The following is a 16391-nucleotide window of genomic DNA, read 5'->3' as shown; positions in this document are numbered from 1 at the left end:
ATGATTCCGCTTGCTTTCGCGCAACGCCGCATGTGGGTTCTGCACCAGATGGAGGGCGGGTCGGAGAACTGGAACATGCCGGCCGCCTTTCGGCTGACCGGATCCCTGGACCGGGACGCGCTCGCCGCGGCCATCGGCGACGTGGTCGACCGGCACGAGATCCTGCGCACCGTCTACGCGACCCACGACGACGGTGAGCTCTGCCAGCGCATCCTTCCGACGGCGGAGGCCATACCGGAGGTTCCGGTCATCGAGGTGGCACCCGAGGACGTGCCCGGTGCGGTCGAGGAGGCCATCGCCTACCGGTTCGACCTGGCGGCCGAGATCCCGCTGCGCGTGCGCCTGCTCCGCTGCGCGCCCGAGGAACACGTCCTCGTCCTGGTCATGCACCACATCGCCACCGACGGCAGCTCGGGCGCCCCGCTGGCACGGGACCTGGCCGCGGCCTACACGGCACGCCGGGAGGGCCGGGCCCCGCAGTGGGAGCCGCTGCCCGTGCAGTACAAGGACTACACGATGTGGCAACGGGAGGTGCTCGGTGACGTCGCGGACCCGGACAGTCTCGCGGCGCGGCAGATCGAGTACTGGCGGGGCGAACTGGCCGGAGTGCCGCAGCCGCTGAACCTGCCGCTGGACCGCCCGCGGCCCGCGGAGGCCAGTGGGCGCGGCGCCACGGTCGGCCTCGAGGTGCCCCCGGAGGTGGTGAGCGGGCTGCAGAAGGTGGCCGACACCCGCGGGTCGACCATGTCGATGGTCCTGCACGCCGCGCTCGCGGTGCTCCTGAACAAGCTGGGCGGCGGACAGGACGTGACGATCGGCAGCTCCATCGCCGGGCGGACGGACGAGGCGCTGGCCGACCTGGTCGGGTTCTTCGTCAACACCCAGGTGCTCCGGGTGGACCTGTCCGGCGACCCCTCGTTCACCGAACTGCTCGCCCAGGTACGGAACAAGGCGCTGGCCGCCTACGAGCACCAGGACGTGCCGTTCGACATGCTGGTCGAGTCGATCAACCCCGTACGCTCCGCCGCCCATCAGCCGCTGTTCCAGGTGATGCTCGGCCTGCAGAACTACGAGAGGCCCCAGCTCGAACTGGCCGGGCTCACCCTGGAGGCCGAACAGGTGAGCACATCGACCTCCAAGGTCGACCTGTTCTTCAACCTGGTCGCCGACGACGCGGGGGCCCTGCGGGGCGACATCCTGTACGCGACCGACCTGTTCGACCGCGAGACGGTCGAAGCCGTCGCCGAGCGGTTCGTCCGCGTCCTGGAGCAGACGGCCGCCGATCCGGGCCTGCGCGTCAAGGACGTGGACGTCCTGCTCGCGGGGGAGCGGCAGCGGCTGGTGGCACAGGTCAACGACACCGCCGAGCCCTCCCTGGAGCCAGGCCTCGCCGCGGAACTGAGCCGGCAGGTACAGGCGACCCCGGAGGCACTCGCCGTCATCGGCGACGATGAGTCGGTCACCTACCGGGAGCTGGAGGCCCGGTCGAACAGGCTGGCGCACTGGCTGGTCGAGCACGGGGTGCGGGCGGAGTCGCGGGTGGCGGTGTGCCTGCCCCGCACGGTGGACCTGGTGGTGGCGCTGCTGGCGGTGCTGAAGGCCGGCGCAGCCAGTGTCCCGTTGGATCCGGACCACCCGCGTGCCCGGCTCGACGCCGTCATCGCGCACGCGCAGCCCACGCTGGTGCTGGATGTGGGCACGCTGGCCGGGGCGGCCTTGTCGGGGCACCCGGACACGGCACCGGAGGTGGTCGTCCGGCCCGAGAACACCCAGTACGTGATCTACGCGACGGAGCCGACCGGGACGCCCAAGGGCGTGGCCGTCCCGCGCGGCGCGGTGGCCAACTTCCTGGCCACGCTGCGGCGTCGGTTCCCGCTCGCGCCCGAGGACCGGATGCTGTTCGGCACGACCGTGGCGCTCGACCTGGCCGCCACGGAGCTGTACCTCCCGCTCGTCACCGGCGCGGCCATGGTGCTGGCCGGTGAGGAGGCCGTCGACGACCTGTCGGCCCTGGCGGACCTGATGCGCCGCCACGCGGTCACCGCGGTGCAGGCCACCCCCGGCTTCTGGCAGGCGCTGGCGATGCGCGTGCCGCATGCCGCGAACGGTCTGCGGATCATCGTCGGCGGAGAGCCCCTGCCGGCCCGCCTCGGCACGACCCTGGCCAAGCAGGCCGCCGAGGTGGTCCACGCGTACGGCTGCGCCGAGACGGCGATGTGGTGCACCGAGGCACGCGTGCGGGTGGGGGCGGGGGTACCGATCGGCTTGCCGGTCGGGAACACCCGGGTGTACGTGCTCGACTCACGGTTGCGCCCGGTCCCGCGCGGCGTGCCGGGGGAGCTGTACGTCGCCGGTGCGGGCGTGGCCCGCGGCTACGAGGGCCGGCCGGAGCTGACCGCCGAGCGGTTCGTGGCGTGCCCGTTCGATCCTGTCGATGGCGGACCGGCCGGGCGGATGTACCGCACCGGGGACCTGGTGCGCTGGGACAGCAACGGCCAGTTGGAATACCTCCAACGGACCGACCGCCAGGTGCGGATCCGGGGATTTCGCGTCGAGCCGGGCGAGATCGAACAGGTGTTGGCCGCACACCCCGGTGTGGCGCGGGCGGCGGCCGTGGTGCGGGAGAACCAGGACGGCGGCAGGCGCATCGTGAGCTATGTGATGCCCGGGCCCGACGTCGAGCACGGAGACGCCGGCGTCCAGGCGCTGCTCGCCGAGCTGGCCGATTACCTGCGGGAGCACCTCCCACGCCCCATGGTGCCCGCCGCGCTGATGCCGCTCCCGGAGATCCCGCTGACCGCGGACGGAGCGATCGACCGGGCAGCGCTGCCGTCCGAGGACCCGGGCGCCGCCGGGGGCCGGACACCGCGCAACTCCCACGAGGAGCGCATGTGCGCCCTCTTCTGCGAACTGCTCGGCCTGGAGAGTGTCGGCATCGACGACGACTTCTTCGAACTGGGCGGGCACTCGCTCCTTGCCACGCGGCTCAGCGCCCGCATCCGCGGCGAGTTCGACATCGAGATGCCTCTCAGGACGATCATCAAGTACCCCACGGTGGCCGAGCTGGCCGCGCTCCTGCTCGTCGCCTCGTCCGAGGACCTCGACGACCCGTTCGCCGTCGTGCTGCCGCTGAACCCCGATCCCGGCACGGGCAAGCTGCCGCTGTGGTTCCTGCACGGAGGAGGCGGGCTCGGCTGGGCGTTCTTCAGCTTCGTGCTGCACGCGCAGGACCGGCCGGCCTACGCCCTGCAGTCCCGCGGCTGGAACGGCGTGGAGAAGCTGGCGGGCTCGGTGGAGGAGATGGTCGAGGACTACGTCGACGAGATGGTGCGGGTCCAGCCGGAAGGGCCCTTCCACCTGATCGGCTGGTCCTACGGCGGCACCGTCGTGCAGGCCGTCGCGGAGGCGATCGACCGGCGCGGGCGCGAGATCGCTTTCGTGGCCATCCTGGACTCCCAGCCGGGGGGCGGCTATTTCAGGGATCTCCATACCGGCAGGACGGTGTCGGACTACCGCGAGGAACTCGTGGAGCACTTCAGCGAGTACTTCGGGGACATCGAGAACCAGCAGCAACTCGTGGACACCATGGCGGGCATCCTGGCCAACAACGCGGCCATCATGATGGATTTCGAATCGCCGGTCTACCGCGGTGACGTGCTGTTCTTCAACGCGACGCTGGAAGAGAACTCGTACGCGCACCTGTGGCGGCCCTACATCCTGGGGTCCATCGAAGTGCACGACGTCCGCGCCGTGCACCACGAATTGCACATGCCCGGACCCGTGGCCGAAATCATGGATGTCATCAACCGCAAGCTCGACGCATGAGCCGACGTCGGTTTTCCGGGTGCGGCGCAGCGAACCATCGGATGGAGGAACGGGGTTGGTCGGGGTGAGGGAAACCGGTGGGTCCACGGGAGACGGGGACCGGACCACGCTGCTGTGCGTGCCGTTCGCGGGAGCGGGGGCCTCGTTCTTCCACCCGTGGGGGGCGCTGGCCGCCGGCCGGTGGCCGGTGCTCGCCTTCGAACTGCCCGGCCGGGAGCGGCGGATGCTGGAGACGCCCTACCGCAGTGTCGTCGAGGCGGCCAAGAACGAGGCCGACGGCCTCGCCGCGCGGCTGGGCGCCGGTGCGCGCGTGGTGATGTTCGGGCACAGCCTGGGCGCCGTGCTCGCCTACGAGCTGGTGCACCGGCTGACCGAGCGCGACATCCACGTCGAGCGGCTGGTCGTCAGCGGTTCGCCCGGGCCGTGGACACAGCGGGAGCGACGCGCGGCGGGCCTGCCCGACGAGGAATTCCTCGCCCGCGTCGAGGAGTTCGCGGGGTTCCGGCACGAGGCCCTCGACCATCCGGAGATGCGTGAGCTGATACTCCCCGTGCTCCAGGCCGACTGCGAGATGCACGAGAACTACGTCCCGAGCACCGACGCACCGGTGTCGGTGCCGATCTGCTCGCTACGGGGTGACTCCGACGGCCTGGTCACCGCGGACGAGGCGCGGCAGTGGCGGGACGCGACCACGAGTGGCTTCAGCTACGTGGAACTCCCGGGCGACCACATGTACCTGGTGGCGCTCGGCCGGGAGGTCCTCGACGTGATCGAGGAGGTGTCCGGTCGTGACGGCTGAGGCCCGTGTCAGTGGCCGTGTCAGGGGCGTGACAGATCGGTGTCAGGACCGGCGATGACGGTGGAGACATGACAAGTGCGGCAATCACAGTCTCCGGACTGCGCAAGGCATATGGCGACAAAGTCGTGCTCGACGGCATCGACTTCGAGGTCGCCGAGGGATCGGTGTTCTCCATGCTCGGCCCGAACGGGGCGGGCAAGACGACGACGGTGAACGTCCTGGCGACGCTGCTGAAGGCCGACGCCGGCACGGTGCACGTCGCCGGGCACGACGTGGCGAGCGCGACCAAGCAGGTACGTGGCTCCATCGGCGTGACCGGCCAGTTCGCCGCGGTGGACGACCTGCTGACGGGCCGGGAGAACCTCCAGCTGGTGGCGGATTTGAAGCGTGCGCCCTCCGCCGCTCAGCTGGTGGCGCAGCTGCTGGAGCGGTTCGAGCTGACGGAATCCGCGGACAAGATGGCCGCCACCTACTCCGGCGGCATGCGCCGCAAGCTGGATTTGGCGATGACGCTGGTCGGCAAGCCGCGGATCATCTTCCTGGACGAGCCGACCACGGGTCTCGACCCTCGCAGCAGGCGCACCATGTGGGGGATCGTCCGCGATCTGGTGGCCGACGGCACCACCATCTTCCTCACCACCCAGTACCTCGACGAGGCCGATGAGCTCTCCGACCGGGTCGTGGTGCTCGACCAGGGCCACCTGGTCGCCGAGGGGACCCCCGAGGAACTCAAGCGGCAGGTCCCCGGCACCCACGTCCGGCTGCGGTTCAACGACCTCGACGACCTCGACACCGCCGCGCGGATCCTGGCCGGGGCCACCCGGGACGACCAGGAACTGACCCTGCGGGTGCCCAGCAACGGCGACTCGAGGTCGCTGCGGGCCATGCTGGACCGGCTCGACGAGCACATGCTCAACGCTCAGGAGTTCTCCGTGCACACACCGGACCTCGACGACGTCTTCCTCGCCCTGACCGGGCAGACGCGCGTGAAGGAGGAGGCCAAGTGAGCTCCCTCGCCGCGGCCATGACCGACTCGTCGATCATGTTGCGCCGCAACCTGAAGCACACCCTGCGGAACCCGATCACGGTGTTCAACGCGGCCCTGGTCCCCATCGTGATCATGCTGTTGTTCGTCAAGGTGTTCGGCGGCGCCTTCAGCGTGGGCGAGAACTACGTCGACTACGCGACGCCCGGCATGCTCGTGATGGCGGTCAGCTACGGCCTGAGTGCCACCGCGGTGGCCGTGAACGACGACATGCGCAAGGGCATCATCAACCGGTTCAAGGCCATGGACGTGTCGCGCGGTGCCGTCCTGACCGGCCAGGTCGTCGTCACCATCGTGCGCTGCCTGGTGGCCAACGCGGCCATCATCGGGGTCGCCTTCGCCATGGGGTTCGACCCGGCCGCCAGCGGCCTCGACTGGCTCTACGTGCTCGGTCTCATCCTGCTCCTGAGCATCGCGGCCAGCTGGCTCACCGTCGCCGTGGGCCTGGCCGCCAAGACCGCGGAGTCGGCGGGTCTGGCCGCGGTGCCGCTGATCATGCTGCCGTTCCTGAGCACCGCGTTCGTGCCCTCGGAGACGATGGGGGCCGGCGTGCGGCAGTTCGCGGAGTACCAGCCCTTCACCCCGATCATCGAGACGCTGCGCGGACTGCTCCTGGAGAGCGGCCCGTCCAGCGGCGACGCGATCGCGGCCGTCGCCTGGTGCGTCGGGCTCGCCCTCCTCGGCTACACCTGGGCGCTCTCCAGCTTCAAGAAGCGAGCGTGACCCGCACCAGCTGAGACCAGTTGGTGCGCGTCCCCTCCCTGGCCGCCTCGGCGAACCCCGCGTCGCCGAGGCGGCGGCGTGCGCTCTCCTCGATCCGGGACACGTCCGGATGGGAGCAGTCCCGCAAGCCGCGCACGCCCGCGCTCGCCGCCAGCAGCCGCGCGGCCTGCTCGTGCTCGTCCCGGCGCAGGGCCAGGTCGGCGACCCCGACGAGCACCTGCGCGATCAGTGGCGCGTGCCCTCCCTCCGACGCCGCCGCGCAGGCGGCCCTGCGGTGTGCCCGGGCCTCGCCGAGATCGTCGGCGAGGTAGCCCCGCAGGTCGTGGGTCACCGCGCGGATGTTCGCCCGCTCCGCCTCGTCGCCCAGCATGGCCGCCGCGAGGCCCAGTTGCCGGTGCGCCTCGTCGGCGTCGCCGCCCCACCGGGCGAGCTCCGCCTCCGAGAGGGCCAGCTCGGCCAGCGCGTCCGGCCAGGTCACCTGCCGCGCGCACCGCCGCGCCTCGGCGATGGCGGCCGCTGCGGCGTCGCGATCCCCCAGCAGCCAGTACAGCTGCGCCTGCCGCGACCGCATCCGGACGACGTCCTCACGGGCACCGACCTCGGTCGCGGCTTCGGTGACCACCTCGGTGACGACTGCGATCGCCTGCTCGTAGTGCTCACACGCGGCGGCGAACCGGCCGCGCACGGCGATCCGGTCCGCCAGCTCGGTCAGGGCGAACGACATCCCGAACCGCTCCCCGAGCGCCGAGAACTCGGCGAGCGCCCCCTTCAGATACGTGTCCGCCTCCCACCCGTCCCGGCCGAGCATGATCCGCATCTTGCCCAGGTGGAGCCGGGCCATGGCACGCACCCAGGGGTCCTCGTCGTCGAGGAGCGGTTCGAACGCCGGCAGGAACGCGTCGGGCGCCTGGAGCATGCGCTCCAGCGGGGCGATGAACCCCAGCATCGGGTGGCGGCGACGGCTGAGCCTGCTGAACCGGTACGCCTTGTGGATCCACTCCGCGGCCTGGTGCTCGTCGCCGCCCCGCCCGGAGCTCACGAACATCGCGATGACCGCGTAGACGATGGCGCGGACCTCGTCGGACACCTCGCCGGGCATCCTGGTGGCCGCGGTGAGCAGCTCCATGCCCTCGGTCTTGTGGCCGCCCAGCCACCAGTACCATCCCGCGCCCGCCGCGAGCCGCATCGCCGCCGGTGCCTCGCCCGCCGCCAGCGCGCCGCGCATCGCCGCGCCGATGTTGTCGTGCTCGGTCTCGAGCGTGGCCAGCCAGTCCAGTTGCTCGGCGCGGCGCAGGTGCGGCTCCGCGACCTCGGCGAGCTCGGTGAAGTGGGCCAGGTGCGCGCGGCGCACGCGGTCGCTCTCCCCGGCCTCCGTGAGCCGGTGCCGGGCGTACTCCTTGATCGTGCCGATCATGCGATAGCGCGGGGCGCTGCCGCCCTCGGCGAGCAGCAGCGACTTCTCGGTCAGCGCGGTGAGCAGTTCGAGCACCTGCTCGGGCTCCACCGCGTCACCCGCGCACACCTGCTCGGCCGCCTCCAGGCTCGCCCCGTCGGAGAACACCGACAGCCGGCGCAGGACCATCCGCTCGGCGTCGCTGAGCAGCTCCCAGCTCCAGTCGACCGAGGCGCGCAGCGTCTTGTGCCGGGGCAGTGCGGTTCGGCTGCCGTTGGTCAGCAGGCGAAAGCGGTTGTCGAGCCGGTTGGCGAGCTGGTCGACGGACATCGTGCGCAGGCAGGCCGCGGCCAGTTCGATCGCCAGCGGAATGCCGTCCAGAGCCCGGCAGACCCGCGCGATGGTCGCCAGGGTGTGCGCGTCGGCCCCGAGGTCCCGGCGCACGGCGCTGGCCCGGTCCCGCAGCAGCCGGACGGCGGGCGAGGCCGTGATCTCCTCCGCGCCCGCGTCACCGGCCGGCAGGGCCAGCGGTTCCACCAGCCACAGGGCCTCCCCGGTGATGCCGAGCGGTTCCCGGCTGGTGACCAGGATGCGCAGCCGGCGGCACTCCCCGAGCACCCGGTGGGCGAAGACCGCCGCGGACTCGATGACGTGTTCGCAGTTGTCCAGGATCAGCAGCGCTTCCCGCTCGCGCATCGCGACGACGAGCCGGTCGACGAGTTCCGCGTTCGAGGGCCCGCGGAACAGTGAATCGCGCAGGCCCAGACCGGCGAGCGTGGACTGCGCCACGTCGGCCACGCCGCCGTTGACGCGGACGGCGGCCAGCTCCACCAGCCACACCCCGTCCGGCAGATCGCCGACCAGCGTGCGTGCGGTCTCCGTGGCCAGCCGGGTCTTCCCCGAGCCGGCAGGCCCGATCACGGTGGTGAGCCGGTGCTCGGCGACGAGCTCGCGGACCGCGGCGACATCGGCGCCCCGGCCGACCAGGGTGGTCAGCTCGGCGCGCAGGTTCGTCTTGCGGCCCGCTTCCCCTTGCCGCAGTGGCTGACCCAACTCGCCGCGCAGCAGGGCGAGATGCAGTGCCGCCAGCTCGGGGGAGGGGTCGGCGCCCAGCGCGTCGGCCAGGGCCTCCCTCGCGCGCTGATACACCTGTAGCGCCGCACTGTCACGACCGGCCGCGGCCAGGGCGCGCATCAGCGCGGCGACGAACCGCTCCCGTACCGGATGCGCGGCGACCAGATCGGTCAGTTCCGCGACCAGCTCGGCGCCGCGGCCCAGGGCGATCTCGGTGTCGATCCGCTCCTCCGCGGCGGTCAGCCGCAGCGTCTCCAGCCGGGCGATCGCGGCATCGAAGGAGATGCTGTCGTGGAGACCGATGTCCTGCATGGCCGCACCGCGCCACAGGCCGAGCGCTTCGGTGAGCAGCTGTACCCGCCGTGGACTGTTCTCGGCCCGGGCCCGGCCCGCGCCGACGAGGCGTTCGAACCGCACGGCGTCGACGGCGTCGGGCTCCAGCGTCAGCCGGTACCCGTCGGTCTGCCCCTCGATCACTCCGTCCGGCAGTGCCTTGCGCAGCCGGGAAGCCAGTCGCTGAAGGGCGTTCGACGCGTCGGCGGGCGGGTGCTCGCCCCAGATCCAGTCGACCAGGGAGGCCTTGGGAACCGCGTGGCCCGCTTTGAGGGCGAGGGCGACCAGCAATCCGCGCAGTCGCGCGCCCGGCACATCGACCAAGTCGCCCTGGTCTGTGCGCACTTCAAACGGACCCAGCATCCCGATCTGCACGCGCTGATTCTGTCATGAGCATTTGGCCGGCCGTGCACTGGCCGACGCGCTCGGGGGCATCGCGCGGGCCACGGTTTCGCCAGATCAACCGGGCGTGTCGGTGTCGCCGGCGCCTTCGCGGGACCGGTGCGGTTGTCCCGTGGACGGGACAACCGCGAAGCGCCGGCGGGAGGCCCCGCGGAGGGGCCGGCTCCCGGTGCTCCCGCGCCCTACTCCCGCAGTTCGAGCGTGCAGCACTTGACGCTGCCGCCGGCCTTCAACAGTTCGGCCAGCTCGGCGCCGACGGGGTGGTAGCCGCGCTCGCGCAACCGCGCCGCGAGGCCGACGGCCCGCCGGGGCAGGACGACGTTGCGGCCGTCCGACAGGGCGTTGAGGCCGAACACGGCGGCATCGGCCTCGTCGGCGATGACGGCGTCCGGGAACCGCTCGGCCAGCACCGCCTGGCTCTGCGGGGAGAACGCGCCCGGGTAGTACATGATCTCCGCGTCCCCGAGCACCGCGAGCGCCGTGTCGAGGTGGTAGAACCGCGGATCGACGAGCGTCAGGCTGATCACGGGGCGCCCGAAGAACTCGCTCACCTCGGCGTGGGCCCGCGGTTCGGAGCGGAAGCCGGTGCCGGCCAGGATCTCCCTGCCGGTGAAGAGGAAGTCGCCCTCGCCCTCGTTGACGTACTGCGCCTGCCGGACCTCGGACCAGCCGCCGCGGCCGAACCACTCCAGGTAGGCTGCGGACTCGCCCTGGCGCTGGGAGTGCCGGAAGCGCGCGACGAGCACCTTGCGGTCCACGACGATCGCGCCGTTCGCGGCGAAGACCATGTCGGGGAGCCCCGGCACGGGCTCGATCAGCCGCACGTCATGGCCCAGTTCGGCGAAGGTGTCGAAGAGCCACTTCCACTGGGAAAGACCGGTGTCTATCGAGGTGGGCCGGTCCGGGTCCATCCACGGATTGATCGAGTACGTGACGTCGAAGTACGTGGGACGGCACATCAGATATTGCCGGGGCGATGCCTTTCGCTGTTCCTGCGGCACCTTCATTCCCTTCTACAGGTGACACTTCGAGTTTTCCGGAGCGGTCCCCGGATGAAAAAGGAATAACGCGGAGCGGAGAAAGTCAATGCGGCAGCAGTCAGGGCGGCGCGCTGTCCTGTCGGCGGGACAACGGCGTCCGGCGCGGCCGTTCAGCCCTCTCTTGCACTGCGTTTCCTTCGCCATTTACGTTGACCTGGCGATGTCCCTCGGAGCGCTGTCGGCGCCCACTTCCGCGCAACGGATTCGGCCGCCCGACGGGGCAGTGGAAAGGAAAGGGCTGGCAATGGAGTCAGAAGCGCAAGCTGTGCCTTCGAGTGCGCCCGAGTCACTCGTCCGAGGGGTCTCGGTTCTGTGGGGCGAATACCTCCCCTCCCGTGAAGTCGGGCCGGACGACGACTTCTTCGCGCTCGGCGGCAATTCGCTGATCGGAATCAAGATCATCGACCGGGTGGCCCAGGACTGGGGCGTCGAACTCTCCGTACGTGACTTCTACCTGGCGCAGACTCCGGCCCGGGTCGCCGCGCTGATCGAGCAGGGGAGGACACAGACGTGAGGTTGACGCCCGGCCCTGCGCGCGACATCGACCTCGACCGCGTCGACCTGTTCGACCTGGATCTCTACACCGAGGGGGATCCCCACCCGATCTGGGACGCGATGCGGGAGAAGGCGCCCCTGCACCGCCAAGTCCTGCCGGACGGGCGCGAGTTCTGGTCGGTGACGCGCTACGACGACGTCTGCCGGGTCCTCGGCGACCACCGGGAGTTCACCTCGGAACGCGGCACGGTGGTCACGCACCTCGGGGTGGACGACGTCGCGGCGGGAAAGCTGATGACGTCCACCGACCCGCCCCGGCACACCCAGGTGCGCAGGGCGATCGGCGCCACGCTCACCGCACGCGCGGTGGCGTCCTGGGAGAACCGCATCCGGCAGACCATCGTGCGCTTCCTCGAACCGGCCCTCCAGGGCGCCACCTTCGACCTGGCCGAGCAGGCGCTGCTCCTGCCGGCGATGGTCACGGGCCCGCTCCTGGGCATCCCGGAGCGGGACTGGGAGGAGCTCGTGCAACTCACCGCGATGGTGACGGCCCCCTCGGACCCGCACTTCCAGCACGGCAGCGAGGCCGCGACGCTGGCCATCTCCCACCACGAACTGGTCACCTACGTCACCGAGTGGGTCAAACGGCGGCGGGCGACGGGCGACGAGGACGGGAGCCTGCTGGACCACCTCATGGGCGTCCGTGCGGGCGACGCGCCACTGACCGACGAGGAGATCGCCCTCGATGGCTACAGCATCCTCCTGGGCGCCAACGTCACCACGCCGCACACCGTCTCGGGCACGGTGCACGCCCTCATCGAGCGGCCCGAACAGTTCGCCAAGGCACAGGCCGACCCCTCGCTGGTCCCGAACCTGGTCGAGGAAGGGCTGCGCTGGACATCGGCGGCCTGTAACTTCATGCGCTACGCGGTCAGCGACATCCGGATCGGCGGCGGCGTGATCCCGGCCCGCGGGGCGGTCGTGGCCTGGATCGGATCGGCCAACCGCGACGCGTCCCACTTCAGCGATCCGCACGCGTTCGACCTCACGCGGGGCAACGCCAAGCGCCAGGTCGCGTTCGGGTTCGGGCCGCACTTCTGCATCGGCGCACCGCTGGCCCGTCTGACGCTGCGCGTCTTCTTCGAGGAACTGCTCCAGCGGTGCGAATCGATCGCCCTGGACGGCGAGCCGCAGCATCTGCGGTCGTACTTCATCGCCGGGATGACCCACCTCCCCATCGTCGCCAAGAAACGGACGACGCCATGACATCCGGCTCCACCACCGCCACCTCACCGTGGTTCGTCCGGCCGTCCTCCACCGATCACGCCGCCCGCCTCTTCTGCTTCCCCCACGCGGGATCCGGGGCCTCGGCCTTCAGCGCCTGGCCGGCCGCGATCGACGACGTCGAGGTCTGCCCGGTGCAGTTCCCCGCCCGCGAGAACCGCCTGGCCGAACCCCACTACGACACCTACGAGAACCTCGCCGCCGACCTGATCGGACCACTGACTCCGCGACTCGACCGGCCCTACGCGCTCTTCGGCCACTGCGCGGGAGCGCTGCCCGCCTTCGAGACCGCCGTCCTGCTCGCCGAGCTGGGCCTGCCCCGGCCGGCCTGCCTCTTCGTGTCGGGCCAGTCGGCACCGCACGACGCCGCGAGTGACCGCATGCTCACCATGACCGAGCCCGCACTCCGCGCCGAGCTGGAGTCGGTCATCCGCGGACGGGGGATCGAACCCCGGTCGGACATGCTCGATCTGGGCATGGTCGTGCTGCTCCGCGATCTCGCCGCCGCGCGCGCGTACCGGCGTACCGAGCCCGTCGCGGCGCCCTGCCCCCTCGTCGTCCTGCACTGGCGCGACGACCCCGGCGTGCGCCTCGACCAGCTCTCGGGGTGGCGACGGTACGCGGACTCGGTCGATTTCCACGGGATCGACGGCACCCAGCACGACTTCATGAACGCACCCGACGCACTGCGGAAGCTGCTGACCTCTTGGCGGTGAAGGCAGTGCGGCCCGTGAGCGCGGTACGCCGAGGGAACCGGAAGGAATGCGCATGAGTGGCACAGCCGCCGATATTGCGGTCATCGGTATGTCATGCCGTTTCCCCGGCGTGCACGACCCGCGGGAGTTCTGGCGTCTGCTGCTCGACGGGAAGTCCACCGTCGGCACCTTCCCCGAGCAGCGCGCGGCGAGCGCCCCGCCACACCCGCCCCACCCGGACACCGCCACCGTCACCGCGGGGTCGTTCCTCGACGCCGTCGACGGGTTCGACGCGGAGTTCTTCGGGACGGACCCGGCGGAGGCGGCCGCCATGGACCCCGTACAACGACTGGGACTCGAACTCGCCTGGGAGGCCGTCGAGGACGCCCGTATCGCGGCGACGACGCTCGCCGGCCGCGAGGTCGACGTCCTGGTCGGTGCCGCGTCCTCCGGGTATGACGTGCTGCGCAAGCTGTCGGGCAGCGACCGGGACGACCATTACGCCGCGCTCGGATCGAGCGGCGCGCTGATCGCCAACCGGATATCGGGCCTCTTCGACGTCCGCGGCATGAGCTTCTGCGCGGACTCGGGCCAGTCCTCGTCCCTGGTGGCGCTGGCGCTGGCATGCGAACGAGTACGCAGCGGCGCGGTCGACATGGCGATCGCGGGCGGCGTGAACCTCGTCGTCGATCCGGACGCGGGACTCGCCATGGCGAATCTGGGCGCCCTGTCACCCGACGGCCACTGCTTCACCTTCGACGAACGGGCCAGCGGTTTCGTCCGGGGCGAGGGCGGGGGATTCGTCCTGCTGAAGCGGCTGGACCTCGCCGTCGCCGACGGTGACCCCATCCACGCGCTGGTCCGCGGCTGGAGCGTCGCCAGCGGTGGCGCGACCTCCCGGATGCCCGACCCCAGCCCCGGCGCGCAAGCGGCGACCGCGCTGTCCGCGCTGCGACGCGCGGGCGTCCCGTTCGACGAGATCGACTACGTCGAGGCCCACGGCACCGGCACCCGACTGGGCGACCCCGCCGAGATAGCCGGTCTGCGCGCGGTGTTCCGGGAAACCGGCCGCAGCCGGCCCCTGACGATCGGTTCGGTGAAGACGAACGTCGGTCACCTGGAGCCGGCCGCGGGCATCGTCGGCTTCATCAAGGCGGTGCTCTGCGTGGAGCACGCACAGCTGGTTCCGAGCCTGAACTTCCGCTCTCCGAACCCCGCCATCCCCGACTTCCAGCAGGACTTCGAGGTCCTGCGCACCGCCCGGCCCTGGCCGAGCGCGCCGGACCGGCCGCGGCGGGCCGGGGTGTCGTCGTTCGGCATGGGCGGCACGAACGCCCACGTGATCCTGGAGCAGGCGCCACAAGAACGGACCCGGCCCCGCAGCGAGGAGGCGGACCCCGCATCCGCGGGCACCTTCGGCGTGGTGCCATGGGTCCTGTCGGCGCGGACGGAGGCCGCCTTGCGCGCACAGGCCTCCCGGTTACGCGAACGCGTGGCCGCGGACACGTCCGTGCCGGTGGCCGACGTGGGGCATTCGCTCGTGTCGACGCGGGCGCTGTTCGACCACCGGGCGGTGGTGCTGGGCGGTGGCCGGCAGGAGTCGCTGGCCGGCCTGGACGTGGTGGCGTCGGGTGGAAGCTCGGCGCGGGTGATTCAGGGGAAGGCCGCAGGACCGGTGGGCCCGGTCGTCTTCGTGTTCCCCGGCCAGGGCTCGCAATGGGCGGGCATGGGCAAGAGGCTGTACGCGGAGTCGGACGTCTTCGCGCGCGCGATCGACGAGTGCGCTGATGCACTGGCGCCGTGGGTGGACTGGTCGCTGGCGGACGTGGTGACCGGCGCGGAGTCGGCGCCGTCGCTGGAGCGCGGCGACGACGTGGTGCAGCCGGCGTTGTTCGCGATGATGGTGTCCCTCGCCCGGGTGTGGCGGTCGCTGGGCGTGGTCCCCGACGCGGTGGTGGGGCACTCGCAGGGCGAGATCGCCGCGGCCTGCGCGGCGGGTGCGCTCCCGCTCCAGGACGCGGCGCGGATCGTCGCCCTGCGCAGCCAGGCATTGACGCAATTGGCCGGCCTGGGCGGACTGAACGCGGTGGCCGCGCCCCTCGCCTGGGTGGAGGAGCGGCTGAGCCGGTGGCCCGGGCGGCTCTGCGTGGGCGCGGTCAACGGACCGGGCTCCGTGGTCATCTCCGGGGACCTCGAAGCGCTGGAGCAGTTTGCCGCGATGGCGGCCGAAGACGGCGTGCGGGTGCGCCGGGTCAGAATCGAGTACGCGTCCCACTCCCACCAGGTGGAACGCATCCGTGATCGCGTGCTCCAGGCCGCCGCGGACCTCTCCCCGAAGGAGACGGGGGTGGAATTCCACTCCACGGTCACCGGGGGAGTCCTCGACACGCGCCGACTCGACGGCTCGTACTGGTACGACAACCTGCGCTCACCGGTGCGTTTCGGCGAGGTGGTCGAACACCTGATGCAACGCGGGGGCCATGACCGCAGTGGGGTGTTCCTCGAAGTCAGCCCGCACCCGGTGCTCGCGGTGGCGATGGAGGAGACCGCCGACGCACTGGCGGCCTCACCGCTGGTGGCCGGCACCCTCCACAAGGACGACGGCAGCGCGAGCAAGATCATCACTTCGCTGGCCGAGCTGCACGTCCGGGGCGTGCCGGTGAACTGGGAGCACGTCTTCGCCGCGCACCGGCCGCGCCGCATCGGCTTGCCCACCTACCCGTTCCAGCGGCAGCGGTACTGGCTGACGGCACCCGACGACACGGACACGCCGACAGCACGACATGACATGCCGACCGTGCCAACCGACACGGCCACCAACAGCACGAGCCCCTCCACGCACACGAGCGGACACGGCCCGCAGCGGCCCGCTGCCGCCGCCACCCCGGCGGCTCACCTGGACTCGGAAGCACTGGTGCTGAACCTCGTGTGCGCCGAAACGGCAGCGGTGCTGAGCAGGAACGACACGGACCTGACGGGCACCGACCTCATGACGAGGTCGACCGAGACCTTCAAGGACCTGGGGTTCGACTCCTCGATGGCCGTACGGCTCCGCAACCGGCTCGCCACGGCGGCAGGCGTGCGGCTCCCGGCCGCCGTCGCCTTCTCCTACCCCACCCCGCGAGCACTCGGCGGGCACATCTTCTCCCTCCTCAAGCCGGAGACGCCCGACGTTCCGGCACCGGCGGAGGAAACGCGACCGGCAAGCCGGAGCGACGACGAACTATACGAACTGATCGACCGCGGATACGTGTAGCGCCACCCGTACGTCCGAGCAACAACC

General features: G+C 71.2%; 10 protein-coding genes. 8 read left to right on the top strand and 2 right to left on the bottom strand.

Features of this window, described 5'->3' with window-relative positions:
* From QBL25_RS02135 to QBL25_RS02120, 4 genes are all read left to right on the top strand, one after another.
* Window positions 1–3825, top strand: a complete 3825-nt coding sequence (locus QBL25_RS02135; protein WP_409055224.1) for a non-ribosomal peptide synthetase — start codon at window positions 1–3, stop codon at window positions 3823–3825.
* Window positions 3826–3889: 64 nt separating this feature from the next.
* Complete coding sequence (locus tag QBL25_RS02130; RefSeq protein WP_409055223.1) at window positions 3890–4624, top strand: thioesterase II family protein; 735 nt, start codon at window positions 3890–3892, stop codon at window positions 4622–4624.
* A 68-nt stretch (window positions 4625–4692) separates the two neighbouring features.
* Entirely contained in the window at window positions 4693–5631 is a 939-nt protein-coding gene (locus QBL25_RS02125) for an ATP-binding cassette domain-containing protein (protein WP_409055222.1), read from the top strand.
* A complete protein-coding gene (locus tag QBL25_RS02120; RefSeq protein ID WP_409055221.1) occupies window positions 5628–6392 on the top strand; it encodes an ABC transporter permease in 765 nt (254 codons plus the stop codon). The genes QBL25_RS02125 and QBL25_RS02120 overlap by 4 nt, the downstream gene beginning before the upstream one ends.
* On the opposite strand, the gene QBL25_RS02115 is transcribed toward QBL25_RS02120, so the two are convergent.
* Both QBL25_RS02115 and ddaH read right to left on the bottom strand, forming a co-directional pair.
* Window positions 6376–9567, bottom strand: coding sequence for a BTAD domain-containing putative transcriptional regulator (locus tag QBL25_RS02115; protein ID WP_409055220.1), 3192 nt, complete (start codon window positions 9565–9567; stop codon window positions 6376–6378). The two genes, QBL25_RS02120 and QBL25_RS02115, sit on opposite strands and share 17 nt — an antisense overlap.
* A 209-nt stretch (window positions 9568–9776) precedes the next feature.
* Window positions 9777–10601 (bottom strand): dimethylargininase, encoded by an 825-nt coding sequence (gene ddaH, locus QBL25_RS02110; RefSeq protein ID WP_409055219.1) that lies wholly within the window; start codon window positions 10599–10601, stop codon window positions 9777–9779.
* A 298-nt stretch (window positions 10602–10899) separates the two neighbouring features.
* Between ddaH and QBL25_RS02105 the strand changes: the two genes are divergently transcribed.
* From QBL25_RS02105 to QBL25_RS02090, 4 genes are read left to right on the top strand one after another with little or no spacing between them, the layout of a single operon-like run.
* Entirely contained in the window at window positions 10900–11148 is a 249-nt protein-coding gene (locus QBL25_RS02105) for a phosphopantetheine-binding protein (protein ID WP_409055218.1), read from the top strand.
* A complete protein-coding gene (locus QBL25_RS02100; protein WP_409055217.1) occupies window positions 11145–12395 on the top strand; it encodes a cytochrome P450 in 1251 nt (416 codons plus the stop codon). Before QBL25_RS02105 ends, QBL25_RS02100 begins: the two co-directional genes overlap by 4 nt.
* Window positions 12392–13129, top strand: a complete 738-nt coding sequence (locus QBL25_RS02095) for a thioesterase II family protein (protein ID WP_409055216.1) — start codon at window positions 12392–12394, stop codon at window positions 13127–13129. The genes QBL25_RS02100 and QBL25_RS02095 overlap by 4 nt, the downstream gene beginning before the upstream one ends.
* Window positions 13130–13181: 52 nt before the next feature.
* Window positions 13182–16364: a type I polyketide synthase gene (locus tag QBL25_RS02090; RefSeq protein ID WP_409055215.1), complete on the top strand. Its 3183-nt coding sequence runs from the start codon at window positions 13182–13184 to the stop codon at window positions 16362–16364.
* The last annotated feature ends 27 nt before the right edge of the window (window positions 16365–16391 follow it).

Origin of the sequence: Streptomyces sp. SYP-A7185 (assembly GCF_046103685.1) — a bacterium.
Lineage (GTDB): Bacteria > Actinomycetota > Actinomycetes > Streptomycetales > Streptomycetaceae > Streptomyces.
Note: the sequence above shows the minus strand (reverse complement) of the source record. Positions and strands in the feature narration are given on the sequence as shown.